At 73.6% G+C, this 24,829-nt stretch carries 19 protein-coding genes and 1 pseudogene; 5 read left to right on the top strand and 15 right to left on the bottom strand.

What is annotated here, in order from left to right; translation table 11 throughout:
- Positions 1-203: 203 nt before the first annotated feature.
- The 6 genes from ACZ6X9_RS12935 to ACZ6X9_RS12910 all read right to left on the bottom strand — a co-directional run bounded on the left by ACZ6X9_RS12935 (position 204) and on the right by ACZ6X9_RS12910 (position 7,263).
- Positions 204-1,049: a phosphatase PAP2 family protein gene (locus ACZ6X9_RS12935; RefSeq protein WP_469778037.1), complete on the bottom strand. Its 846-nt coding sequence runs from the start codon at positions 1,047-1,049 to the stop codon at positions 204-206.
- Positions 1,050-1,177: 128 nt separating this feature from the next.
- On the bottom strand, positions 1,178-2,203 hold the full coding sequence (locus ACZ6X9_RS12930; protein ID WP_469778036.1) for a LacI family DNA-binding transcriptional regulator: 1,026 nt from the start codon (positions 2,201-2,203) through the stop codon (positions 1,178-1,180).
- 25 nt (positions 2,204-2,228) lie between these two features.
- Entirely contained in the window at positions 2,229-3,863 is a 1,635-nt protein-coding gene (locus ACZ6X9_RS12925) for a glycoside hydrolase family 13 protein (RefSeq protein ID WP_469778035.1), read from the bottom strand.
- A gap of 274 nt (positions 3,864-4,137) precedes the next feature.
- Positions 4,138-4,983 (bottom strand): sugar ABC transporter permease, encoded by an 846-nt coding sequence (locus tag ACZ6X9_RS12920; RefSeq protein ID WP_469778034.1) that lies wholly within the window; start codon positions 4,981-4,983, stop codon positions 4,138-4,140.
- On the bottom strand, positions 4,980-5,954 hold the full coding sequence (locus tag ACZ6X9_RS12915) for a carbohydrate ABC transporter permease (RefSeq protein WP_469778033.1): 975 nt from the start codon (positions 5,952-5,954) through the stop codon (positions 4,980-4,982). The genes ACZ6X9_RS12920 and ACZ6X9_RS12915 overlap by 4 nt, the downstream gene beginning before the upstream one ends.
- Before the next feature lie 4 nt (positions 5,955-5,958).
- Complete coding sequence (locus ACZ6X9_RS12910) at positions 5,959-7,263, bottom strand: extracellular solute-binding protein (RefSeq protein ID WP_469778032.1); 1,305 nt, start codon at positions 7,261-7,263, stop codon at positions 5,959-5,961.
- Positions 7,264-7,713: 450 nt separating this feature from the next.
- Between ACZ6X9_RS12910 and ACZ6X9_RS12905 the strand changes: the two are divergent.
- Positions 7,714-9,120: pseudogene (locus ACZ6X9_RS12905) on the top strand (alpha-amylase); the annotation flags it as partial.
- Between the two features lie 65 nt (positions 9,121-9,185).
- Positions 9,186-9,845 carry a TetR/AcrR family transcriptional regulator gene (locus tag ACZ6X9_RS12900; RefSeq protein WP_469778031.1) on the top strand — a complete coding sequence of 220 codons (660 nt, stop codon included), beginning with the start codon at positions 9,186-9,188 and terminating at the stop codon, positions 9,843-9,845.
- A 7-nt stretch (positions 9,846-9,852) separates the two neighbouring features.
- On the opposite strand, the gene ACZ6X9_RS12895 is transcribed toward ACZ6X9_RS12900, so the two are convergent.
- From ACZ6X9_RS12895 to ACZ6X9_RS12860, 8 genes are all read right to left on the bottom strand, one after another.
- Entirely contained in the window at positions 9,853-11,835 is a 1,983-nt protein-coding gene (locus ACZ6X9_RS12895; protein WP_469778030.1) for a hypothetical protein, read from the bottom strand.
- A gap of 176 nt (positions 11,836-12,011) precedes the next feature.
- Complete coding sequence (locus ACZ6X9_RS12890) at positions 12,012-12,806, bottom strand: tyrosine-protein phosphatase (protein ID WP_469778029.1); 795 nt, start codon at positions 12,804-12,806, stop codon at positions 12,012-12,014.
- 233 nt (positions 12,807-13,039) lie between these two features.
- Entirely contained in the window at positions 13,040-13,687 is a 648-nt protein-coding gene (locus ACZ6X9_RS12885; protein ID WP_469778028.1) for a LuxR C-terminal-related transcriptional regulator, read from the bottom strand.
- A gap of 180 nt (positions 13,688-13,867) precedes the next feature.
- Entirely contained in the window at positions 13,868-14,452 is a 585-nt protein-coding gene (locus tag ACZ6X9_RS12880) for a cupin domain-containing protein (protein ID WP_469778027.1), read from the bottom strand.
- 400 nt (positions 14,453-14,852) lie between these two features.
- Complete coding sequence (locus ACZ6X9_RS12875; RefSeq protein WP_469778026.1) at positions 14,853-16,118, bottom strand: sensor histidine kinase; 1,266 nt, start codon at positions 16,116-16,118, stop codon at positions 14,853-14,855.
- Between the two features lie 506 nt (positions 16,119-16,624).
- Entirely contained in the window at positions 16,625-17,401 is a 777-nt protein-coding gene (locus tag ACZ6X9_RS12870) for a winged helix-turn-helix domain-containing protein (RefSeq protein WP_469778025.1), read from the bottom strand.
- A gap of 534 nt (positions 17,402-17,935) precedes the next feature.
- Entirely contained in the window at positions 17,936-18,976 is a 1,041-nt protein-coding gene (locus ACZ6X9_RS12865) for a S66 family peptidase (protein ID WP_469778024.1), read from the bottom strand.
- Between the two features lie 82 nt (positions 18,977-19,058).
- Positions 19,059-19,967 carry a phosphatase PAP2 family protein gene (locus ACZ6X9_RS12860; protein ID WP_469778023.1) on the bottom strand — a complete coding sequence of 303 codons (909 nt, stop codon included), beginning with the start codon at positions 19,965-19,967 and terminating at the stop codon, positions 19,059-19,061.
- A 392-nt stretch (positions 19,968-20,359) separates the two neighbouring features.
- Between ACZ6X9_RS12860 and ACZ6X9_RS12855 the strand changes: the two genes are divergently transcribed.
- Complete coding sequence (locus ACZ6X9_RS12855) at positions 20,360-21,118, top strand: SDR family NAD(P)-dependent oxidoreductase (protein WP_469778022.1); 759 nt, start codon at positions 20,360-20,362, stop codon at positions 21,116-21,118.
- A 356-nt stretch (positions 21,119-21,474) separates the two neighbouring features.
- On the opposite strand, the gene ACZ6X9_RS12850 is transcribed toward ACZ6X9_RS12855, so the two are convergent.
- Positions 21,475-22,041, bottom strand: coding sequence for an AAA family ATPase (locus ACZ6X9_RS12850; protein WP_469778021.1), 567 nt, complete (start codon positions 22,039-22,041; stop codon positions 21,475-21,477).
- 137 nt (positions 22,042-22,178) lie between these two features.
- Here ACZ6X9_RS12850 and ACZ6X9_RS12845 point away from each other — a divergent pair, with 137 nt between their 5' ends.
- Both ACZ6X9_RS12845 and ACZ6X9_RS12840 read left to right on the top strand, forming a co-directional pair.
- Positions 22,179-22,604 carry a hypothetical protein gene (locus ACZ6X9_RS12845; protein ID WP_469778020.1) on the top strand — a complete coding sequence of 142 codons (426 nt, stop codon included), beginning with the start codon at positions 22,179-22,181 and terminating at the stop codon, positions 22,602-22,604.
- Positions 22,601-24,532 (top strand): caspase, EACC1-associated type, encoded by a 1,932-nt coding sequence (locus tag ACZ6X9_RS12840; RefSeq protein WP_469778019.1) that lies wholly within the window; start codon positions 22,601-22,603, stop codon positions 24,530-24,532. Before ACZ6X9_RS12845 ends, ACZ6X9_RS12840 begins: the two co-directional genes overlap by 4 nt.
- Positions 24,533-24,829: the final 297 nt, after the last annotated feature.

The following is a 24,829-nucleotide window of genomic DNA, read 5'->3' as shown; positions in this document are numbered from 1 at the left end:
GGGTGGTGCCCCGGTCCCTCCCCTTCGCCGATTCCTGGGGCTGCGCCCCAGACCCCCTTGTCGCGGCTTCGCCGCTTGTCCTCAAACGCCGGACAGGCTGATACAGCCTGTCCGGCGTTTGAGGACAACCGCGCGGAGCGCGGTTTCGGGGGGTCTGGGGGCTTGCCCCCGGGAATCGGCGAAGGGGAGGGACCGGGGCACCCTCACCGCGAAGCGGCGACCTGCCGCGCCAGCCGGTACGGAAACGCCCGGTACCACGCGTACGACACCCCGAACCCGAAGACCAGGCAGAGCAGCCCGCCGACCGCGTCCAGCCAGAAGTGGTTGGCCGTCGACACGATGACGGCGAGCGTCGTCACCGGGTACAGGGCGCCGAGCACCCGTACCCACACCCACCGCGCCAGCAGCGCGATCGTCACGCCGCACCACACCGACCACCCGATGTGCATGGACGGCATCGCGGCGTACTGGTTGGACACGTCGGCGAGGTTGCCGGAGGCCATGGAGCCCCAGGTGTGGTGGACGAGGACGGTGTCGATGAAGCCGGGGCCGTCGTCCATGAGCCGTGGGGGAGCGAGCGGGTACAGGTAGTAGCCGAGGAGGGCCACGGCGGTGGTGGCGAAGAGGGCGAGGCGGGCGGCGGCGTAGCGGCCGGGGTGCCGGCGGTAGAGCCAGACGAGCACGCCGATGGTGAGCACGAAGTGCAGGGTGGCGTAGTAGTAGTTCATGCCGACGATGAGCCACGTCACCGAGTTCACCGCCTTGTTGACGGTGTGCTCGACGGCGATGTGGAGGCTCTGCTCGGTGGACCAGATCCAGTCGGCGTTGCGCTGCGCGTCGGCCCGCTGTTCCGGAACGGCGTTGCGGACCAGGGAGTAGGTCCAGTAGCCGACCGCGATGAGCAGCACCTCGAACCAGAGCCGCGGGCGGCGTGGCGCACGCGGCCGGCGCGGCGACGGCCGCTTCGCCGGCGGCCTGTCCCCGCTTTCCCCGTTGGGTGGCGGGGCGGCCGTGCGGCCTTCGAGGGTCTTTGCAGTCGCTTCACCCATAGGCCCACAGTGTGCCAGAGTCCGCCGGAGCGCAGATCGACCTCAAGTCGGGTTTGGCCTGCTTTCGGCCGGGCGCGCGGACGTCGTACGGGCGCCCGGGGCCGGTGCCGCCCGCCGGGCGGGCGGTGTCAGGCGGTGCGGGCCGGCACCGACCCCGTCGACCCGCGGACGACCAGCTCGGGCAGGAACACGAACTCGCTGTGCGGGGCGGGCGTCCCCCCGATCTCCTCCAGGAGGGCCCGCACCGCCGCCTGCCCCATGGGCCGGACGGGCTGCCGGATGGTCGTCAGCGGCGGGTCGGTGAAGGCGATGAGCGGGGAGTCGTCGAAGCCGACCACGGAGACGTCCCGGGGCACCTCCAGGCCGGCTCTGCGGGCCGCGCGGACCGCTCCCAGGGCCATCATGTCGCTGGCGCACACCACGGCCGTACAGCCGCGTTCCAGGAGCGCGGCGGCGGCCGCCTGGCCGCCTTCCAGGGTGAACAGGGAGTGCTCGACCCACTGCCGGGCGTCGTCGGCGGCCACGCCGAGCTGCTCGGCCATGCCGTGCAGGAAGCCCTCGATCTTGCGCTGTACCGGCACGTAGCGGCGGGGGCCGAGGGCCAGGCCGATCCTGCGGTGGCCGAGCTCCGCCAAATGGGTGACGGCGAGCCGCATCGCGGCCCGGTCGTCGGGGGACACGAACGGCGCCCTGACCTGTGCCGAGAAGCCGTTGATCAGCACGAAGGGCACGCCCTGGGCACGCAGCCGCTCGTAGCGCTGCATGTCGGCGGAGGTGTCGGCGTGCAGGCCGGAGACGAAGATGATCCCGGCGACCCCGCGGTCCACCAGCATCTCGGTCAGCTCGTCCTCGGTGGAGCCGCCGGGCGTCTGGGTGGCCAGCACGGGGGTGTAGCCCTGGCGGGTCAGGGCCTGCCCTATCACCTGGGCGAAGGCCGGGAATATGGGGTTCTCCAGCTCGGGGGTGATCAGCCCGACCAGTCCGGCGCTGCGCTGCCGCAGCCGCACCGGCCGTTCGTAGCCGAGCACGTCGAGCGCGGCCAGCACGGACTGGCGGGTGGAGGCGGCCACCCCCGGCTTGCCGTTGAGGACGCGGCTGACGGTTGCTTCGCTGACACCCGCCTGGGCTGCGATATCGGCCAGCCGTGCGGTCACGGGAGGTGACTGTACCGGTCGCATCTCAGACTTCCCACCAGACGCAGGAGTCGGCGGGCAGCCGGACGGCCCCGGCGTGGAACTCCAGGGCGGCGGTGGCGAGCACCGGACGCCCCGGAACCGTGAGTTCCACTTCCTCGGGAAGGGTGTTGAGGGTGCACACGAACCCCGGCCGGGAGAACGCCAGAACCCCCTCCGGCGCCGTCAGCCACGTCATCTCCCCGTCGCCCAGCCCGGGCAGGGCCCGCCGCAGGGCCAGCGCGGAGCGGTAGAGCTCCAGCGTCGAGCGGGGGTCGCCGGACTGCGCCTCCACCGACAGCGCCCGCCACGCGGCGGGCTGCGGCAGCCAGCTCCCGCCCGGGCCGAAGCCGTACGGCGCCTCCCCGCCCGACCACGGCAGCGGCACCCGACAGCCGTCGCGGGTGCCGTCCTGGCCGTCCCCCCGGAAGAAGGCCGGGTCCTGCCGCACCTCGTCCGGCAGGTCCACGACCTCCGGCAGCCCCAGCTCCTCGCCCTGGTAGACGTAGGCGGAGCCGGGCAGCGCCAGCATCAGCAGCGCGGCGGCCCGGGCCCGGCGCATCCCCCGCTCCCCGCCGCCGTACCGGGTGGTGTGCCGCACCACGTCGTGGTTGGAGAGCACCCAGGTGGTGGGCGCGCCGACGGAACGGGTGGCGGCCAGCGAGTCGTCCACGACCCGCCGCATCGGCTCAGCACCCCAGGCGCAGGTCAGGAACTGGAAGTTGAACGCCTGGTGCAGCTCGTCCGGGCGGACGTACAGGGCCAGCCGCTCGGGCGACGGCGCCCACGCCTCCGCCACGCCGATCCGCTCGCCGGGGTACGAGTCCAGCAGCCGGCGCCAGGAACGGTGGATCTCGTGGACGCCGTCCTGGTCGAAGAACGGCAACACCTGGGCGCCGATCAACTTGGCCTGTTCCTTTCGCCCGATGTCGGGCAGGCCCGCCGCCTTGACCATGCCGTGCGCCACGTCGATGCGGAAGCCGTCCACGCCGAGGTCCAGCCAGAAACGGAGCACCGACTCGAACTCCGCCCGCACCTCCGCGTCGTCCCAGTTGAGGTCCGGCTGCTCGGGGGCGAACAGGTGGAGGTACCACTCGCCGGGGGTGCCGTCGGCGTCCGTCGTGCGCGTCCAGGCCGGGCCGCCGAAGACCGACTCCCAGTCGTTCGGCGGCAGCTCGCCGGCCGCGCCGCGGCCCGGGTGGAAGTGGTAGCGCGCCCGCGCCGGGCTGCCCGGCCCGGCCGCCAGCGCCTCCCGGAACCAGGCGTGCCGGTCGGAGGTGTGGTTGGGCACGATGTCCACGATCACCCGCAGGCCGAGGCGGTGCGCCTCGCGGACGAGGTCGTCCGCGTCCCGGAGATCCCCGAACAGCGGGTCGACCGCCCGGTAGTCCGCCACGTCGTACCCGCCGTCCGCCTGCGGCGACGCGTAGAACGGCGTCAGCCACACCGCGTCCACGCCCAGCTCCGCCAGGTACGGCAGCCGCTCCCTCGCTCCGCGCAGGTCGCCGATGCCGTCGCCGTCGCTGTCGGCGAAGGAGCGGACGTAGATCTGGTAGATGACGGCTCGGCGCCACCACGCGTCCGTGCCGGACGGGGTGGTGGCGGGGTGGGTTGCCGTGACGGGGGCGAGGTTGTGGGTCATGGAGGTCCTCACGGGTGGTGGTGTGGAGGGTGGTGGGGCGCCTGCGGCGGGAGGTGCCCCGGTCCCTCCCCTTCGCCGATTCCCGGGGAGGTCCCCGGACCCCCGAAACCGCGCTCCGCGCGGTCGTCCTCAAGCGCCGGACGGGCTGGATCGGGCGCCCCACTCAGCCCGTCCGGCGCTTGAGGACGAGCGGCGGAGCCGCGAAAGGGGGGCTGGGGGCTTGCCCCCAGGAAACGGTGAAAGGGAGGGACCGGGGCACAACCCGCCCGGAGGGCTACCCCTTCGTGCCGCCGGCCGTCAGCCCGGCGACAAGGTGCCGCTGGGCGAAGAAGAACGCCACCCCCGCCGGCACGGCGATGAGCACGGCGGCCGCCGTCATCAGCCCCCACTCCGCCTTCTGCTGCCCGACGAACGTCTGGAGCCCCACCGCCAGGGTGTAGTGCTCCTCGCTGCTCATGAACTGGCCGGCGAAGGCCACCTCGCCCCAGGCGGTGATGAAGGAGTAGAAGCCGGTGACGGCGAGGCCGGGCCGGGCCAGCGGCAGGATGAGCCGCCAGAACGTACCGAAGGGGGTCAGCCCGTCGACCCGTCCGGCCTCGTCGATCTCGGCGGGTATGGAGTCGAAGTAGCCCTTGAGCATCCAGGCGCAGAAGGGCACGGAGACCGAGCAGTAGGTCAGGATCAGACCGCCGTGGGAGTCCAGCAGCCCCAACCGCCCCAGGATGTCGTAGAGCGGCACGATCAGCACCGCCATCGGGAACATCTGCACCACGAGGAACGTCCACATCAGCGGCCGGCTGCCCGGGAACCGCATGCGGGACACCGCGTACCCGGCGGTCGCCGCGATCAGCACGCCGATCACCGTCGCCCCCAGGGCCACGATCACCGAATTGCCGAACCAGGTCAGGAACTTCGTCTCGGTCAGGACGTGCCGGTAGTTCCCCCACCCGAACCCCGAGAATCGGGTGGGCTCCTGCCAGCCGTCCCGCCCCCGCAGTGAGACGAAGACGATGAACAGCACCGGGAAGAGGGCGACGAGCGACGCCGCGATCAGCGTCGCGTGCAGGGCGACGGACGCGCCCCGCGAGCGCTCCCCGCGCGTGCGTGCCTTCCGCGTCATCGCGCTGCCTCCTGCCGTGCGAGCAGCCTGCGGTAGAACACGGCGAACACCAGCAGCAGCGAGAGGATGAGGATCCCGTACGTCGCCGAGCCCGCGTAGTCCCGGATGCCCTGGAAGGCCAGCCGGTAGGAGTACGTCACGAGGATCTCGCTCTCGGAACTCGCGCCCTGCCCGATCAGCAGGTAGATGACCTGGAACATGTTGAACGACCAGATGGTGCCCAGCAGGATCACCGTCCCGCTCACCGGCCGCAGTCCCGGCAGGGTGACGTGCCGGAACCGCTGCCAGGGCGAGGCGCCGTCCATCTCGGCCGCCTCGTGCAGTTCGGCCGGGATGGACTGCAGCCCGCCGAGGATCGCGACCATCATGAACGGCACGCCCAACCACACGTTGACCGCGACGGCCGACACCTTCTGGAGGAGGCTGTCGCCGAGCCAGTCGACCGCGCCCACGCCCAGCTTCCCCAGCACCGCGTTGAGCACGCCGTACTTCTCGTTGAACATCAGCCGCCACGAGAAGGTGGCGACGAACGCGGGCACCGCCCACGGCAGGATCAGCAGCACCCGGTACAGCCCGCGGAGGCGCATCCCGCGGTGGAGCAGCAGGGCCAGCCCGAGGCCGATCACGTAATGGAGGAAGACGCAGGAGGCCGTCCAGACGACGGTCCAGCCGAGCCGGCCGTAGAAGTGGCCCTCCTGGCCGGAGAGCACCTTCCAGTAGTTGTCCAGCCCGACGAACCGGTAGGTCGACGGGATGTGGTTGACGCCGATCGTCCGGCCGATGTTGGCCTCGTCGGCGTCGGTGAGGGAGAGGTAGATCCCCCGGCCCAGCGGGTACCCGACGAGGACGGCGAGGACGACGACCACCGGCAGCACCATCGCCCAGGCGTACCAGTGGGTGTCGAAGGACCGGCGGACCCGCGCCGGCAGGCCGGGGCGGGAGCGGGCGGTCGAGGTCACGGCGGCGGTCACGGCATTACTCCTGGACCGCGTAGTCCTTGAGGAGGGCGGACTTCCACTCCTTGGCCGTGGCGTCCAGACCCGCCTGCGGCTCCTCCTTGAGCGTCAGGATCCGGGTGTAGTGCTGGAGCCAGACGGTGAACAGGTCGCCGCCCTGCGGGATCGGCGGGCGCGGGTGCGCCGTGGCCAGCGCCTCGTGGAAGGACTTGCGGACCGGGTCGGCCAGCACCTCCGGCGTGTAGGCCGCCTTGCGCGTCGGCAGCAGCCCGACCGCCTTGGAGATCTCGGTCTGGCGCTCGGCGTCCGTCATGAAGCGGGTGAAGAGGTACGACGCGTCGAAGTTCCCCGAACCGGCGTAGACCACCAGGTTGTGTCCGCCCACCGGAGCCCCCGCCACCCCGGTCGACCCCGCCGGCACCGCCGCGATGCCCAGGTTGCCCTTGTCCTTGAACGCCTCGCCGCCGAACAGCTCCTTGGTCGCCCAGGGGCCGTCGATCAGCATCGCCAGCCTGCCGTTCTTGAAGTCCGTCTTCAGCGCGTTGTACCCGTCGGTACCCGCGGGCTTGGGCGCCGCGCCCGACTTCACCAGGTCCACGGCGGTCTCGACGCCCTTGCGGGACGCCGCGTCGGAAATGGTGATCTTCTTGGCCGCCGCGTCGACCATGTCGCTCTTCTCGCCGTAGAGGAACGGCAGCGAGTAGTAGCTGTCCGGGCTGAGCCCGATGCCGCCCGCGCCCGCCTTCTCCTTGACCTTCTTCGCCGCCTCCTTGACCTCCTGCCAGGTGGCCGGCGGCTTGTCCACGCCCGCCTTCCTGAAGAGGTCCTTGTTGTAGAGCAGCCCGAGCGTGTCGGTGACCTGCGGGACGCCGTACGTCTTGCCCTCGTAGGCGGCGTTCTTCAGCGGCCCCTCCAGGAAGTCGTCCGTCTTGTCCAGGGCCGGCGTCCCGGTGAGGTCCTTGAGGTAGCCGAGCTGCGCGAAGCCCGGCGTCCAGCCGACGTCCGAACGGAGGACGTCCGGGGCGCCCTTGCCGGTGGAGGCGGCGGTCTTGAACTTCTGCTGCGCCTGATCGAAGGGCACGTTGACGTAATCGACCTTGATCTTCGGGTACTTGGCCTCGAAGTCCTTCACCAGCTTCCGGAAGGCCGGTGCCTCGTTGGTGGCGTCCGACGTGTCCCACCAGGTGACCGTCCCGCTCACACTGCCCGGATCCTCGGCCGCCTTGGACCCGTCACCCCCGCCCCCGCCGCCGTCACCGCCGCAGGCGGTCACGGTCAGGGCCAGCACACCGACGACGGCGGCGACCGATATGCCTCTTCGCATCCGGTTCTCCTCTTCACGAGGGCCGTTCCTTGAGCGGGCGGCCCGAGCTGAGGAGGAAGCTAACAGGCTGCAATCTCTTGCGAAAGAGCTTGCAAGGAGGGAAAGCGGGGATTTCCGGGTCGTCACCGGACCGTGTCCTGAGGGGTTGACCGGTGCGGGTGGGACTCGTACGGTCTCGGGGCGCGGTGCGGCGTGGCGCGGATGGCCGGGAGGCGAGGGCGCCTTGCAACCGTCATGCAGTCCGCTTGCAACGTGACGTGAGTGGTGTGAGCGGCGTGGTGTGACGTGGCGTGACGTGACGAGGCGGTAGGGGACGCGGGGCGCGGGGACGCGGCCGAAGGCGTACGGGACGCCGCCGGTCCCCCCCGAGGCCGTAGGAGTCCGCGTTCGCGTCCGCTGCCGCTTGCCGCCGCCCGCCGCCGCTCGCTGCCGACGACCCGGGGAGCCGCCATGCCGCACACCACCGTCCTGCGGAGAGCCTTGACCGCCGCGCTCGCCCTGGTGGCGGGCGCCGCCGTCGCCGCGCCCCCGGCGCACGCCGGGGGCCGGGGCAGGGCGCCCGGTGAACGGGACGTCACCGCCGTCCTGTTCCAGTGGCCCTACGACGCCGTGGCGCGCGAGTGCGGCGCCGCGCTGGGCCCCGCCGGGTACGGCCACGTCCAGGTGTCGCCGCCCCAGGAGCACATCCGGGGCCCGCAGTGGTGGACCTCGTACCAGCCCGTCGGCTACCGGATCGCCGGCCGGCTCGGCGACCGCGCCTCCTTCGCGGCCATGGTGACCGCCTGCCACCGGGCCGGGGTGAAGGTCGTCGTGGACGCGGTGCTCAACCACATGTCCGCCGGATCCGGTACGGGCACCGGCGGCACGCCGTACACCAAGTACGCCTACCCCGGGACGTACGGGGACGCCGACTTCCACCCCTGCCGCCAGCCGATCACCGACTACACCAGCCGGGACGACGTCCAGAACTGCGAACTCGTCGGCCTCGCCGACCTGGACACCGGCAGCGAACGCGTCCGCGACCGCCTCGCCCGCTACCTCGACGACCTGCTCGCGCTCGGCGCCGACGGTTTCCGCATCGACGCCGCCAAGCACATCCCGAGCACCGACCTGGCGGCCGTCAAGGCACGGCTGAGCAAGCCGGACGTCTACTGGAAGCAGGAGACGATCCACGGCGCCGGCGAGGCGGTACAACCGGAGGAGTACCTCGGCACCGGCGACGTCCAGGAGTTCCGCTACGCCCGCGAACTCAAACGGATCATGACCCAGGGCCACTTGGCCGAGCTGCGGACCTTCGGAGAGGCGCGCGGCTGGGTGCCGTCCGGGTCGGCGTCCGTCTTCGTCGACAACTGGGACACGGAACGCGACGGCAGCACGCTCGACCGCACCATGGGCCCCGTCTACGCCCTCGCCAACGTCGCCCTGCTCGCCTGGCCCTACGGGTCCCCCGACGTCCACTCCGGGTACGCCTTCACGGACCGCGACGAGGGAGCGCCGGGCGGCGGGTGGACGTACGAGCACCGGCGGGCGGAGACGGCGGGGATGGTCGGGTTCCGTGCGGCGGTGCGGGGGAGTGGCGTCGGGTACTGGTGGGACGACGGAGGCGACGCGGTCGCCTTCGGGCGGGGACGGAAGGGGTTCGTGGTGCTCAACCATGGGCGAGGGGCCCTTGAGCGGACGTTCGCCACCGGGCTGCCGGAGGGGGAGCACTGTGACGTGCTGAGCGGACGCCGGGTGCGGGTCGGCCGGGACGGCCGGCTGACGGCGAGGGTGGCGGCGGACTCGGCGCTGGCCGTGGTCTCCTGCGCGAAAGCGGCCGGGCGCGGTTTCCGGGGGCCTGGGGGCCCGGACCCCGGAAACCGGTGAAAGGAGGGACCGGGGCACTCAACCCCCCTCCCCGGCCGACCGCTTAGGATTCACCCATGAACCCCCGGCCGCGCCGCAGAATGGACGTGGAACAGCGACGCCGGCAACTGATCACAGTAGCCCTGGACCTGTTCAGCGAACGCCCGCCCGAGGACGTCTCCCTCGACGACGTCGCGGAAGCGGCGGGAATCTCCCGCCCCCTCGTCTACCACTACTTCGCGGGCAAACAGAGCCTCTACGAGGCGACGTTGCGCCGCGCCGCCGACGACCTCACCGCGCTGCTGACCGCGTCATGCCAAGGACCGCCCGGCGAAGGTCTGTTGGCGGTGGCCGGCCGGTTCCTCGACTTCGTCGAGACGCACGGCGCCGGCCGTTTCACGCTGCTGCGCGCCCACCCGGACCTGATCGACGAGGTACGGGAAGCGGCGTACGGGCACCTCCTCGGGCACCTGGGCGTCGAGACGCCGGGGCCCCGGCTGGAAGTGGTCCTGCGGTCGTGGATCTCGCTCGCGGAGACGGCCGCCCGCTGGTGGCCGGACGGCCGCCGGATCCCGCGCGCCGAGCTGGAGTCGCAGCTCGTGCACTCGTTCGTGGCGCTGACCGCGGTGGGCGCGGCGCACGACGACGGGATGGCGGCCGTGCTGCGGCGGATCGTGGCCGAGGAGCCGGCGGACGGCCCGTTCACCGAGGCGGCGACGGCACTGGCCGCCCTCTGAACCGGCCTCACCTCAACGCGGCCACCCGCTTCCCGTCCCGCGTCCGCCCGGCCAGCCGGGCCACCGCGCCCTGCCCGGCCGGGAGGGTGAGGACCGGACCCGGCCCGCTGCCGTGGACGCCGCCCGTCGCGGTGATCGAGACGACGTCCGGGCTGCCCGCCGCCAGGGCGTACCAGGAACCGCCGGGCGACTTCCACAGCGCGCCCGCCAGGACGTGCGGCTGCCGGGGGCCACAGGCCGGGGAGTCCTCGGCCCGGGCCACGACGGCCGCCTGACCGCCGGGACGGCCGCCCGGCGCCAGGAACTGGGCGACCGCGCGCCCGCCCGCGCCGCGCCACGTCTCGGTGCGCGTGCACAGCCACTCCGCGACCCCGGCGCCGCCGGGCAGCGGCTGCCGGGCGAACTGCCAGGTGTTGACGGCCCGTACGCCCTGCGAACGCAGGCTCGGCAGCAGGCAGGCGGTGTGCGCCCAGGCGGCGCGCTCGGCCGCGCCCGCGTCGGCGGCGCCGGGCGCCCCGCCGGTGAGACGTGCCGGGACGAGCTCGCCGAGGTCGGTCGCCAGCCGCCCGCCGAGCTGGAGCACCGGCCAGGACCGGCAGTCGCCCGCCGCCGCCGGGCCCGTCGTCGGGTCGGTCACGCCGTCCGCGTTCCGGTGCAGGGGCTGGGCGCTCCCGGCCGGGTCGAGCAGGTCGCGGACGGCCGTCGTGGCGACCCAAGGAGCCGTCAGATACCGCACGTTGCCGTCGGTACGGCCGAGGACGACCGCCGTCGCGGTGTCGGTGTCGGCCGCGTCCGCCCGCGCGAAGTCCAGGGCGGCGGCCGTCGCGTCGCCGTTCCTCGCCTCGGCGTACCGGACGACGCGCAGCCCGTCGTAGAGCAGCACGACCACCGCCGAGTCGACCGCGCCCGCGTAGAGCAGTTGCGGCGGGCCGGGGGCGGGTCCGGCCGGTGTGCCGGGGGTGGCGGTCACGCGGACCGTGCTCCCCGGGCGGGCCCACACGGACAGCGCACGCCGGAGCAGCGCCTCGTCCTCCGTGCGGTCGCCGCGGGCCGGCCAGGAGGCGAAGCCCGGACGGTCGGCGCGGCGCCAGGCGTCGGCCGGCGCGCGGGTCAACCGGCCCGGGTCGAGCGCCTGTTCGGCGGCGGCGTTCCGGGCGTACGCCGGGGCCGCGGCGCCGTCGGGCCCCCAGCCGCCGCCCGACAGGGCGAGCAGCGTGCCGCAGACCACGGTCGCCGCCAGGGCCGCCGCCCCGGCCCGCAGGTGCTGGCGGCGGCGCATCAGGTCGGTGGGGCGCGCCTGGAGCGAACACGGGTCGAACTCCGCCGACGCCAGCAGCGACCCGTCCCGCGAGCCCGCCGGCACCTGCACGGCCGCCGCCTCGGCGAGGGCCGCGCCCGGCTCGGCCACCCCGGCCGCCGCCAGCAGCGCCCGCACCTCCCGGTCGGTCGGCAGCTCCAGGGCGCGCAGCACGAACGCCGCGCGGGCGGGCGGGGACAGCCGGCCGAGGGCCTGGTCGAGAGCCAGTTCGTCGGCCCCTCCCGAGCGGGGGAACAGCCGCAGGCCCCACACCTGCGGGAGCGGCGGCGGCAGTTGCCCGGGGCGCGGCGGCCACAGCCGGCCGCGCGGCCGGCCGGCCGCCAGGGCGCCGCGCAGCACCCGCAGCCGGACGTAGGCGTAGCCGGGGTCGTCGTTCCGCCGCCCCTCCGCCCCGCGCGGACCGGGGACGGCGGTACCCGCCGCGCACTCGACGAGACTCACCCGGTTGCGCGGCAGGGACCGCTGGACCAGCGCGTGCGCGGTGAGCACCCTGCGGTTGCGGCCGAGACCGGAAGGCAGTACGAGGTAGCCCAGGCGCACCAGGCGGGGGTAATGCTCGACGATCGCGGCCTCGGCCTGCTCGATGTCGAGGGGACTGGTGGTGTCGGGGGCGCCGGCGGCGTCGGCGGGGGTGCCGTCGGAGGGCCGGGGGGCTGTCGCTTGCTGCTCCACGTCGGTAGAACGAGTGAATGGTGGGATGGTCACCTCACCCCCGCGAGCGACTCGCCCCCGCGAGCGACGGCGCACCGGGGCGGCCGGGAGGGGCCGGCCGGGAGGGGGCCGGGCGGCTCTCCGTACACCTTGCGAAGGCGACCTACACCCCGCGCCGCGTCGTCCCCCCTGCCGTCCTACGCCACGTACCGCGCCCGGATCCGGTTCACGGCCGTGTCCGGGACGCCCAGGCCGACCCGTACGTACCCCTCGACCGACCCGTACAGCCGCCGTACCTCCTCCAGCGCCGCCGCCAGGTACGCCGGCCGGACGCCGAAGATCGCGGAGGCGATCTCCGGGTCGCCGCCGGCCGCGGTGAAGCGGTCGGTGATCGGCGCGAACGCGGCGCGTACGGCGGGTTCGACCGCCAGGTATTCCGCCTCCGCCGTCTCCGGCGCGGCGCCGAGCAGCAGCAGGAGGACCGTCGCGGCCCAGCCGGTGCGGTCCTTGCCGGCCGTGCAGTGGAAGAGGAGCGGCCCGCAGTCCGGTTCGGCGAGGGTGGTCAGCAGCCGGCCGTAGGCGCGGCAGGCGGCCTCGGAGGTGACGAACGCGCGGTACGACTCGCACATCAGCTTCTCCGCCTTGCCGCCGCCGAGGCGTTCGTCCGCGGCGGCCGGGCTGCCCAGCACCGACTCGATGTGCGCGGGCATCGCCGCACCGCCCGGGACCGTCCCCTCGGCCAGGACGTCGGCGACGATGAGCCGGGCGCCGCGGGGGAGCCGGTCCGGGTGCTCGCGGCGCTCGTTCTCGCTGCGGAGGTCCACCACCGTGCGGATGCCGAGCGCCGCCACGGCCGGGTCCGCCGCCGGGTCGTGCCGGTCGAGCTGGCCGGAACGCAGCAGCAGGCCCGGCCGCACGGCGGAGTTGCCCACGAGCGCGATGCCGCCGAGGTCGCGGAGGTTGATAATGGTCGAGGCGTCGAACTGCGGCATGCGCGCGTCTCCCTCTTGTCGGCCTTCGGCGTTGTCGCGGGCGTTTTTCCGCTTTCCACTTTTATTGTGGAGAACGGTAGCCGAGCCCGCGACGGCACCACCGTGCGAGGGGCGCTTCGCGGGGGTGCGAAGCCGTGCGCGAGGCGCTCAGGGCAGCCGTACGCCCCCTCCCTGCCGGACGCGCGTACTCCGTACGGGCGTAGGAGCGTGCGGACGCGCCGTGCCGCCCCGCCTCACCCCCGGTCCAGATACGCCAGCACCGCCAGCACCCGCCGGTTGTCGTCGTCGGAGGGCGCCAGCCCCAGCTTCCCGAAGATGTTCGAGGTGTGCTTGGCCACCGCCCGCTCGGTGATGGTGAGCCGCTCCGCGATGGCCGTGTTCGACCGGCCCTCGGCCATCAGCTCGATCACCTCGCGCTCGCGCGGCGTCAGCCGGGCCATCGGCGCGTCCTGCGAACGCCGGGACAGCAACTGGGAGATGACCTGCGGGTCCATCGCCGTACCACCCGCCGCCACCCGCCGTACCGCGTCGACGAACTGCTCGGCGTCGAAGACCCGGTCCTTGAGGAGATAGCCGATCCCACCGGTGCCGTCGGCCAGCAGCTCCTGCGCGTACAACTGCTCCACGTGCTGCGACAGCACGAGCACCGGCAGCCCCGGCACGGCCTTGCGCGCGGCCAACGCGCACTGCAGCCCCTCGTCGGTGAACGACGGCGGCAGCCGGACGTCCACCACCGCCACGTCCGGCCGCAGCTCGGCCAGTGCCCGGGTCAGCTCGGGGCCGCTCTCCACCGCGGCGACGACCTCGAAGTCGTACGCCTCCAGCAGCCGGACCAGCCCGTCACGCAACAGAAAGAGGTCTTCGGCAAGGACGACGCGCACAACGGCTCCATGGTGATCAGGCCCGTGCCCCCCACGGGCCCGGTGACCCCCACATGGTCCCCCATGGCGTCGGAGCGCTCGCGCGCTCGGCGTCAGGGCGCCGCGGGCTCGGCGTCAAGGCGCCACGGGCTCGGCGTCAAGGCTTCGCGGGCTCGGTGTCAGGACTCCGCGGGCTGGGTGTCAGGACTCCGGGTCCGGTTCCCGCCGCGGCTCGGGGCCCAGGGTGAAGTCCGCGTAGTCGAAGCCGGGCGCCACCACGCAGGAGACCAGTACCGGTTCGTCGCCGGCGGGCTCGGCCGACTGCCACACCCCGCCCGGGACCAGGAGCTGCGGCCACTGCCCGGTCTCGACGGCCGGTCCCAGGACCCGCTCGACGGCCCCCGGATCCCCGGATCCTTCGACGCCGGATGGCTCGATGACGCCGGAGGGCTCGGTGACGCCGGACCCCGTGGCGCCGGATCCACCAGTGACGCCGGATGCCGCGGCGCCGACTCCCTCGCCGTCGAGTTTCTCCAGTCCCTCCAGCCGCATCCGCAGCGGGCCGCCGCGGTGCCACAGCCACAGCTCGTCGGAGCGCACCCGGTGGCGGCGGGAGCGTTCGCCCGGGTGCAGCAGGAAGAGGATCCCCGTCGCGAACGGCCGCGGCCCCGGGTAGCCGTCGGGCACGGCGGTACGGGTGGTCCGCCAGGTCTCACGGAACCAGCCGCCCTCCTCCGGATGCGGGCGCAGACCGAGAAGGGCCACCAGCGGGGAGAGCTCCGTCATGGACCCAATGTGGCAGCACGCGGGCCTCGCCGCCGCCCGGTCGGCCGGATCGGGGGCGGGAGAGCGTGGTGAGGCGGGTGGGGCCGGTGGGACGAGAGCGGGGGCGATGCGCCGAGCGGCGGAACGAGAAGCCGGGCGGAACGAGAAGCCGGGCGGATCGAGAAGCCGGGCGAGGCGGGAAGCCGGGCAGGGAGAGGAGGCGGTGCGGAACGAGCCGGACGGGCAAACGGAGCCGGGCAGGACGGGGGCTGTACGGAACGGGGGCCTGTGCCGGACGAGGGCTTGGGTCGAACGAGGGGCTGTGCCGAACGAGGGCCTGGGCGGAACGAGCCGGACTGGAAAGAAGGCCGGGCAGTAAGGGTCCGGGCGGGCCAGAACCCAGGCAGGGCGAACGGCGCGCTCAGCCGGCCGCCGCCGTGAGGGCGCAGGGAACCTCGATCGTGACCAGCGTCGGTCCGCCCGGCGGGCTGCTGACGGCCAGGATCCCGTCGAACGCCCCGAGCCGCCGCTCGACGCCCAGCAGCCCCGTGCCGGCACGGACGTCGGCGCCCCCGCGGCCGTTGTCGGTGACGGCGGCGCGCAGCATCCCGTCCGCGTGGTGCAGGTCGATCCAGATCCGGTCGGCGCCGGAGTGCTTGACGGCGTTGGTGAGCACCTCGCTCACCGCGAAGTAGGCGGCGGACTCGATCGGTTCGGGCGCCCGGCCCGGCAGGGCCACCGCCGTCTCCACGGGCAGCGGCAGCCGCAGGGCCAGTGCCCGGACGGCGTCTCCGAGACCGCGCTCGGCCAGTACCGGCGGGTGGATGCCGCGCACCAGGTCCCGCAGTTCGGTCAGGGCCTCGGCGGAGTCCGCGCGGGCGGCGGCGAGCAGCCGCTTGGCCTGCGCCGGGTCCTTCTCGATCAGCGCCTCGACGGTGCCCAGGCTCATGCCCATGGCGACCAGCCGGGCTTGCGCCCCGTCGTGCAAGTCGCGTTCGATGCGGCGGAGTTCGGCGGCGGAGCTGTCCACGGCGTCGTGCCGGGTCTCCGTCAGGTGCTCGATGCGCTGCGCCATTTCCCGCTGCGGGGTGGGCTGTAGGAAGGCGCGGGCCATCCGGAAGTCGGCGCGCAGCATGGCCGGCGCGGTGGCGACGCCGAGGACCGCGTAGACCGCGCCGAGGGCGACGGCCATGTTGGCGGTGGACTGGCTGCCGACGTGCAGGAAGGTGAACCACACGTTGCCGTCGGCGCGGACGATCGGCTTCCACACCCCGGCGGCCAGCACGATGCCCCACGGCAGGTAGAGGACGAGCCCGGGCGGCAGGACGGCCAGCGTGAAACCGGCGCCCATGTCGACCAGCAGCCACTGGAGGTCGCGCCAGGTGGCCGGGTCCCGCAGCAGCGCCATGCAGCGCTCGACCGTCCCCAGGAAGCCGGCCCGGGCGCGCACCGGCTGGTACGGGCTGGGGATCCGGACGTCCGACCACTTCAGGGCCCAGGCCCGGCGCTGGTCGGCGTAGGCCCGTACGGCCTTGAGAATGTACGGGGTGGTGAAGAGGCCGAGCCCGACGGGGATCAGGCAGATCGACACCACGGCGAGGGTGAACAGCAGGGTCGACGCCACCAGCCCCCACAACGCGAGCCTCATGGACCTCGCGACTGCACCGAACGCTCGGCTGATCCCCATCGGTTTTCCCGCCCCGTCATTCGCCGTCCGGGGCGGTCGCCCCGGATCCGGCCCCCAGTCTGCCGCCCGCCGGCCGCCCGGTCACGGGGTGCAACCGGCGGAGCGGGGGTGTACCCGGCAACACCCTCTCACCTGGCCTCCCGTCCCCACGGGAGGGGTCGGGCGGCCGGGACGGCACGGCTTCCGTTCCTGACGTCAGGGGCGTGACGGACCACGCGGACTCCGGCCGGGGCCCCGGCCCGGGCAGCGGCTGGGCCCGGCCGCTGCCCGCCCGACCCCGGCTGCCCGGCTGGGCCTGGCTGCCCGGCCGGGCCTCTGGAGCACCCGCCACCCACGGCCGCCGTCCTCGGGTGGCTGCCGCCCCCGCCGCGGTGGCGCGGACGGTGCTGCTGCCCGCGGTCTGGCCCTGCCGGGCGAAGGGAACCGGCGTGCTCCGCGCGTACCGCGCCGGCTCCCGGACCTCATGGGCCCGGGGCGCCGACAGTCGGCGTGTGAGTGACGAGACGTCAGAAGTCGGTCAGCGGCGCGTACTTGTAGCCGACCCGGCGCACGGTGACGATCGACGAGCGGTGCTCCGCCCCCATCTTGCGGCGGAGCCTGGCCACGTGGACATCGACCGTGCGGCCGTCGCCCACGTGTCCGTAGCCCCACACCGTGGTCACCAACTGATCGCGGGTGTGCACCCGGTGGGGATGGGCCACCAGGTGGGCCAGCAGCTCGAACTCCAGGTAGGTCAGGTCCAGCGGCCGTCCCGCGACGCGGGCGATCCGCTGCTCGGGGTCGATGCTCACCAGGCTGTCACCGTGCCCGGCGGGGCGGGGAGCGGCGGAGAGGGAGCCGGTGGGGTCGCCGGTGATGGTGGCGGGTGAGGCGCCTGCGGGGCCTGACGTGCCTGCGGTGCTCGCGGAGCCGACGGGGTGCGCGGGGCCGGCGGGGGCCGGGAGGTGTCCCGCCGTATGCAGGTCGGCGGGTACGAGCACCAGGTAGCCGATCATCGGCGGCCGGCCCGGCAGGACCGGCAGCGCCTCCTGCGGAGCCGGCAGCCAGGTCGCTCCCGGATGCAGCAGGTCGGCGACCGGCGGAGCCTCGTCGGGAGCGACGGCACGGAGGCGGTGGCGCTGGGCGGGAACGCCGGGAACGCCGGGAGCGGCGGGGGCGGCAGGTACGGCCGAGGCGGCGGGGTGGACGGGATGAGGGCGGGGGTGAGAGTGAGGGGGATGGGCGGGTGAGGGGGTCGCAGCGGTGACGGCGGTCGCGGCGGTCAGCGTACGGAGGTTCGACATGAGCTCAGCTCTTTCGCGCGGTGAACGTCGAAAAGACGTGCTGGCGCGGGCCGTTGGCCGGCAGTGGTGCCGACGGCTGACTTCGACGGGGGTCAGCGAGGAAGGTGGGCCTGCGCGCGAGGACACGCGCGACAACACACTCGGTCGAAGTCGTGGTGCTGACGGGACGGCCAGAAGGGCTCGAGGTCGCTGCGACCCTTCGCGATGTTCCGGTGGCTGGCCATGCCCCTATTGAAACATGGCCACGGCCGGGGGAGCAGGCCCGTTTCGGGCATGTGACCGGGAACGCGGGGGCAGAGCGCCGGCCGGCACGGACCAGGCCGGGCTCGCGGGCCCGGCCGCCACAGGTCCGGGCGGGCCCGCGAGACCGACGCCCCCAGGAGATCAGGGAGGTCGAGGAGCTCACGGGAGCTCACGGGAGACCTCGGGAGCTCACGGGACATCACGGGAGACCACGGGAGCTCGCGGACATCACGGGAGACCACCGGTGCTCCGCTTCCGCAGGGCGCGGCGTTCAGCGGACCACCGTGGAACTCAGTAGTCCACCGTGATCCGCCGCGCCGGCCCGTCCACCCGGACCGTGCCTCCGTAGGGGATGACCTGCTGCGGGTCGGTGTGCCCCAGGTCGACGTCGAAGACGACCGGAGCCTCGGGCGCGTACTCGTCGAGCGCGCGGCCCACCGCCTCCCGCAGCGCCCGCCGGTAGGCGTCGCCCTCCTCGGGAGTGCGCCGCCGGTCCAGCGACCAGCCCTTCGCCCGGCCCACCAGGACGGCGGCGAAGCGGCGCAGCAGCCCCCGCTCGCCCATCGCGCGCAGGACGCCGTACACGTCGGCCGGGCGCGGCTGGTCCTCGGAGGTCTCGAGGAAGAACACGCACCCTTCGTAGGCCTCCGGCTCCCTGATCTCCCGGCCGGTCATGAGGAGCCAGGACAGGATCTCGATGTTGCCGCCCCAGGAGACGCCCTCCACCACCCGGCCGGGGTTCCGCCAGGTCCACCCCTGACAGGGGCGCATCGGGGGCGCGTTCAGGAAGGTGTCGGGGTCGTCCCAGGGCCGGTCGACGTCGTTGAACTCCCGCGCCTCGGCGAGTTCGTACGGTCCGGAGGTGAACAGCGCGGCGCGCAGGGAGGCGGCGGTCAGCGGGTGCAGGGCCCCGGGCCGGCCCAGCTCCACCATCACGCTTCCGCCGTGGTAACTCACGATGCCGGAATTCCACAGCCAGGCGTGGAGATTGGTGTTGTCGCTGTAGCCGAAGAAGGGCTTGGGGTGGGCCCGGACCAGGTCCCGGTCCAGGTGGGGGAGGACGGTGAGCTGGTCGTCGCCGCCGATGCTGCTGAACACCGCCGTGATCGTCGGGTCCGCGAAGGCGGCGTGCAGGTCGTCCGCCCGCTCGCGCGGCGACGCGCCCGTCTTCCTGGTCGCCGGGAACTCCACCGGCACCAGCCCGAACTCCTCCTCCAGCCGCCGCAGCCCGAGCTCGAACGGGCGGGGGAAGAGACCGGGCAGCCCGGCCGAGGGCGACACGACGGCGATACGGTCACCGGGTCGGGGCTTGGACGGGTACTCGGGACGCATGCCGGTCACCCTAGGGGCGGGCAGGGGCGGTGCGCTCCCGGGTTTTCGGGGGAACGCCTCGCTCCACCGCGTCCCTGGTCCGTCAGGCGGAGCGGTACGGACCGCCGCAGTCGGACGAGCCGGGATTGCGCGCCCCACCGGTGCCACCACAGCCGCCACCACCGTCGGGGCTGCGGCCGCTCGCCCGCTCCGTCTTACCGTCTGGCCGCTCCCCTCGCGGCTCTCCTCGCCGTTCCGGACCCCCGCTGTCACCGACCGATGCCCCACCCTCACCCCCGTCACCGTCATCACCGTCGTCCCCCTCGTCTTCGTACCCTCCGCCCCGCCGGCCGCCGCGCAGGACGGCCCCGTACCGCGTGGCGGGAAGGAAGCGGAGGGCGGCCCATGCACAGGCGCAAAGCCAGGTCGTGGCGAACAGCCAGCCTGCGATGACGTCGGTGAACCAGTGCACCCCGAGGTACGCGCGGCTCAGCCCCACCGCCACAGCCCAGCACCCGACGACGGCGCCCACCGGCCCGGCGGCCCGGCGGGAGCCGAGCGACAGGGCGGCGGCGAGCAGGCCCGCGGCCATGGCCGAGGTGGCGGTGTGGCCGGACGGGAACGACCAGCCGTCGGCATGCGTCGCCCAGCCGTCGACGGGCGGCCGGGGCCGGGCGAACGCCGCCAGCACCCCGTACCGCACCGCCTGCCCGCAGGCCAGCACGGCCACCGCCGTACCCGCCGCCCACAGCCGCTGCCGTCGGCCACGCACCGCCAGCCACCCGGCGAGGAGAGCCAGTAGGTAGGGCACCGGTCCGGTACCGGTGGCGGTGATCGCCCGGGCGGTGGCGACACCGACGTCCGGGCGGTGGGCGAGCGCCCAGGCACGGACGTCGGTGTCGACGGGGAGCCCGGCCCCACCGTGCCGGACCACCAGCACCGCCATCACGACGAAACCGAACAGGGCGGCCCCGGCCGAAACCCCGGCCCGGGCGCCGCGCCCGCCGCTCACACGGACCCTGAGGGGGACGCGGAACCCGTACGGGAAGTGGAACCGGTACGGGACGTGGAACCCCTACAGCCCGTGATCCCTCCACAGGGCCCGGGCCCCGTACGAGACGCCGCACGGCGGGATCCGGGCGGGCAGGGGAGGGGAATAAGGGCGGACAAATGCGCGGTCACCACTGTGGTCCCTTCATCCTGCGAGCGCCTCAGGCTCTTGGAGACGGTCCGGGAAGAGGGAAGGTTCCCACGCCCGGCGGACGGATCGGCGACGCCGGGCCGACCGGCGGCGGGATCGGATCCGCGCCTGCCCGGACCGGGAGGTTCGCGAACGTGGTGGTACCGACAACAGGTTCGACACCCGCCTTCCGAACACCGGCCGGTGATCCCACCATGACAGTCATGAATCGTTTCACCGACAAGACGGTCCTGATCACCGGCGGCACCAGCGGCATCGGCCTCGCCACGGCCCGGCGCCTTCTCGACGAGGGCGCGCACGTGGTCATCACCGGCCGAGACGACGCCCGGCTCAAGACCGCGTTCGAGGAGCTCGGCGCGGACCCCGACCGCATCCTGACCGTGCGCGCCGACGCCGCCTCCCCGGCCGAACTCGAAGCGCTGATGCGGCGCGTCGCATCCTGGCGCGGTGGCCTGGACGCGCTCTTCGCCAACGCCGGCGTCGGCATCTTCAAGCCCGCGGCGGAACTGACCGAGGACGACGTCGACCGGATGCTGGACGTCAACGTCAAAGGCGTCTTCTACACCGTCCAGAAGGCGTTGCCGCTGCTGCGGAAGGGCGGTGCCGTGGTCCTCAACGCGTCCTGGACCCTGCACCGCGGCATGGCGGTCGCGTCCGTCTACTCGGCGGGCAAGGCCGCCGTCCACAACCTGGCCCGCACCCTGGGCGCCGACTTCGCGCCGCGCGGCATCCGCGTCAACTCCGTCAGCGCCGGTTTCATCGACACCGAGATGTACCGGGAGTCCGTCACCGACCCGGCCCAGCACGCCCGCAACGCCGCCACCGTGCCGCTCGGCACTCTCGGACGGCCGGAGGACATCGCGGCGGCGGTGGCGTTCCTCGCGTCGGACGACGCCGCCTACATCACCGGCCAGGACCTGGTGGTCGACGGAGGCCTCGTCGGCTCGATCCCGCAGCACTGAGGACCACCGCGTCACCACGAGCCACCCCGGTCACACGGTCCACGTCAAAGCCGCCTTCGCCGCGCCGCCCCGGCCCGGCTGTCCCTCGTCGCGCCGCCGCCCTGTCGCGACGGGGGACTCATCCCGGGCCCCGCCGACGCCCCGGCTCCGACCCCTGCCCCGCCCTGCCCCGCCGGCGCCCCGGCCCCTGCCCCGCCGGCGCCCCGGCTCCGACCCGCCCCCAGCCCCGCCCTTATCCGGACTCCGCCCTCATCCGGATCCCGCCTCCATCCCAACCCCACCCCCGTCACGACGAACCTCCGCCCCACGAGAACCCCCGCCTTACGACGAACCTCCGCCCCACGAGAACCGCCGCCTCACGACGAACCCCCGCCCCACCGAACCCCCACACCCACAACCCCCCGATCCCCCCGCTCCACGATCACCCCGGCAGACTCCTCCACGCTCATCGCCGCCGTGTCCAGCCACCACCCCACCCCGGCCGGCCGCTCGCGCATCGACCGGTCGAGCGGGGCCACGTCGTAGTCCACCCGTTCCCGCTCTGGCCGGGCCGCGTTGCGCGCCCGGCACACCGCGACCGGCGGCGCGAGGACGACGAACCGCACGGGCCGTGGCCGGAGCAGCCCGAGCATGAGGTCGAGCACTTCCCGGTCCGGGACGACGTGGTCGACGACCGCAGTGAAGCCCGCGTCGGCGAAGTTCCCGGCGAGCGAGCAGATGTTCCGCGCCCGGAGCAGCAGTTGCCGCCGCGCCTCCGGTTCCGGGAGCCGCACCACGCTCACCCGCCCCCGGACGATCATGTCCGCCACCGCGTCCCCGGACACCAGCGCCGAACGCTCCAGCCTCTCGGCCACCGCCCGTCCCACACTCGTCTTCCCTGCCCCGGGCAGCCCGGAAAGGATCAGGCACCCACCGTCCCGCACACGTGCCCCCTTCCACACGCCAACGCCCTGTCCCCCACGGCATCGCCCCCACCCTCCCGTGCCCTCGCCCCTCCGCGCACGCCGTTTCGCCCCGCGTATCGTGAGCCGCACAAAACGTGAGGAAAGCGGAGCACAGAGTGAGCGGAACCATGCGGTTGGCCCTGTTGGGCCTGCCCGACACCGACGAGGACGAACTGGCCGACCTCAGCGGACGGTTGCGGCGGACCCTCCTCGAACTCGACGTGGAGGACGTGCGGCCGCTGAGCGCCGACGCCGCCCCGCCGGAGAGGACGAAGGGCGGCGAGGCGATCACGGCCGGGGCCCTCCTCGTCACGGCGGCCCCCTTCGTCCTGCGCCAAGCGGTCCGGCTCACGGACACCTGGCTCAAGAACAGGCCGGTACGCGGCGTCAAGATGGAACTTGACGGCCGCACGATCGAGCTGACCGACGCCACGGCCGACGAACGGGCGCGCCTGATCGAGGCGTTCCTCGCCCGCGGGCCGCAGCCGGACGGCGAACGGAACGACCCCGAACCGCCACAGGGCGCGGGTGTGGCACCGTGACCCGTCCGGCATTCGGCGAGGGCGGCCGTCGCGCCCTGCTCATCGGCACCGGGGAGTATGACGACGACAGGCTCGCCCGGCTGCGCTCACCCGCGGCGGACTGCGCGGCGCTGGCCGACGTCCTGAAGGACCCGGAGATCGGCGGCTTCGAGGTCCAGGCGCTGGTGGACGCCGACAGGTCCCTGGTCGGCCGCGCGATCGGCGACTTCTTCCGGCAGGCGGGACGGAACGACCTGCTGCTCCTCTACTTCTCCTGCCACGGACTCGAGAGCCACGACAAGCTCTACTTCGCGCTCCGGCACACCGACAAGGACCAGCCCATCTTCACGGGCATCCCGGCGACCCTCGTCCGCGAGGCGATGGACGCCTGCCGGGCACGGAGCATCGTCGTGGTGCTCGACTGCTGCCACAGCGGCCTGTTCCTGCCCGGCGCCAAGGGCGAGGCGGCGGCGGACTTCGAGAAGGTGCTCGCCGGCCACGGCCGCGTCGTGCTCACGGCAGGCACCAGGAACCAGCTCGCCTGGGAGGGCGACCACCCGGAAGGGGACGCGCCCGCCTTGTCCCGCTTCACGGAAGCGCTTGTCGAGGGCCTGCGCAGTGGCGCCGCCGACCTCAACGGCGACGGCCTCGTCACGGTGTCGGAGCTGCACACCTACGTCTGCGAGCGGGTTCACCGCGAGGGGCCGGAACAGACGCCGGGCATGGGTGGTGAGCTGCGGTACGACATAGCCCTGGCGAAAGTGCGGAGGAAACCGCGGCGCCGGGGCGCGAGCGGCACCAAGCCGGCCCGCCGTTCCCCGGCGGCCCGCCCCCGGCCCGTACAGCCCTGGCGCGCGGCGGCCGCCTCGGGCCCCGCCGGCCAGCCGGTCCGGCAGGACGGCCTCCTGATCGTCCAGGAGAAAAGCCTGCTGCACGTGATCGACGAGGCGACGCACGACCGCTACCCGCTGATACGCATGAAATACACCGGGGCACCCGCCTTTCACGGCGGCGCGGCCTACTTCCCCGACCGTGGCGGCACCCTCCAGGCCGTCGATCTCCGGACGGGTCGCCCGCGACACCTCCACCGATTCCTCAGGGTGTGCGACGGGCTCCTCTCCGTGTCCGGCGACACGCTTTACGCGGCGGCTCCGGACACGACGCTCCGCGCCATCGACCCGGAGTCCGGAGCCGACCGTCGGCCGCCCTCTCCCATCGGAGCGGTCATGACCCGCGCGCCCGCCCGAGTGGGCGACACCGTGGTCTGCCTGACGAGAGCGCTCGGCGCCGAGGACGCTCCCGAAGACCGGGTCGTGGCGATCAGTGCCACCACGGGACGGGAGCTGTGGTCCCGGTGCATGGAGAGCGCCCTGGTCCCGGAATGGCTCGCAGCCGCCGACCAGGGCGTTCAGGGCGTCCGGAGTGTCCAGAGCCGCCAGGACCGCCAGGACCGCCAAAGCCCCCAGGACCCGCAGGACCCCCGGGACCCGCAGAGCCCCCAGGACCCCCAGGGCCTCTACCTGGTCGAACAAGCCGGCCCGGGCCACCAGGTGATCACGGCACTCGACCCGGCGGACGGTGAGCGGCTGTGGGCCTACAAGCCCGCCGCGCGCCTCGCCGCCGCCCCGACCGCCACGGGCGGGCTGGTGGTCTTCGGCGACATGGACGGCCGGCTCACCGCACTCGACGGCCGGAGCGGCGAGGTGACCTGGGAGAAGAAGACGGACGGCAGCCTCCTCACCCCTCCCTTCACCCACCGGGACACCCTCCTGACCGCGGACCGCGCCGCGGTGCTGACCGCTCGGCGACTCTCCACGGGCCGCAGGCTGGCCTCCCGCGAGCTCTTCCTCAGCCCGGACCCCCAGCGCCCTCCGGCCGTTGGCGACGGCGTGCTGTATCTGACCGACAGCCGCGGATACCTCCACGCGCTGAGGGCCGACCTTCGATGACCGAGAGGGCGCGGCCGTCCCCCTACCCCGCGCCACGGACCAACGACCAAGCGGAGCGGCCCCTGTGAGGCCGGGCATAGGGCCCCGATCACATACGAAGCCCTTTAGTGCTGTGGGGTGCGCATTTCCCGCGGGATGGGCGGGGGTTTGGCGGGTGGTGAACGAGGTGGGGGAGTAGGTCACAGTGCTTGGCAGGGGTTTTCCGGGCCGCTATCAATGTGTGAGTCGCAGGGCGCCGTGCTGGGAACGGCGCTTCTTTTACGCGCCGGGTTCGGTTTCGGTTCGGGTTTCGGTGTG

This window comes from Streptomyces sp. NPDC052910 (assembly GCF_055585605.1).
This window is presented reverse-complemented; position numbering and strand designations above follow the sequence as displayed.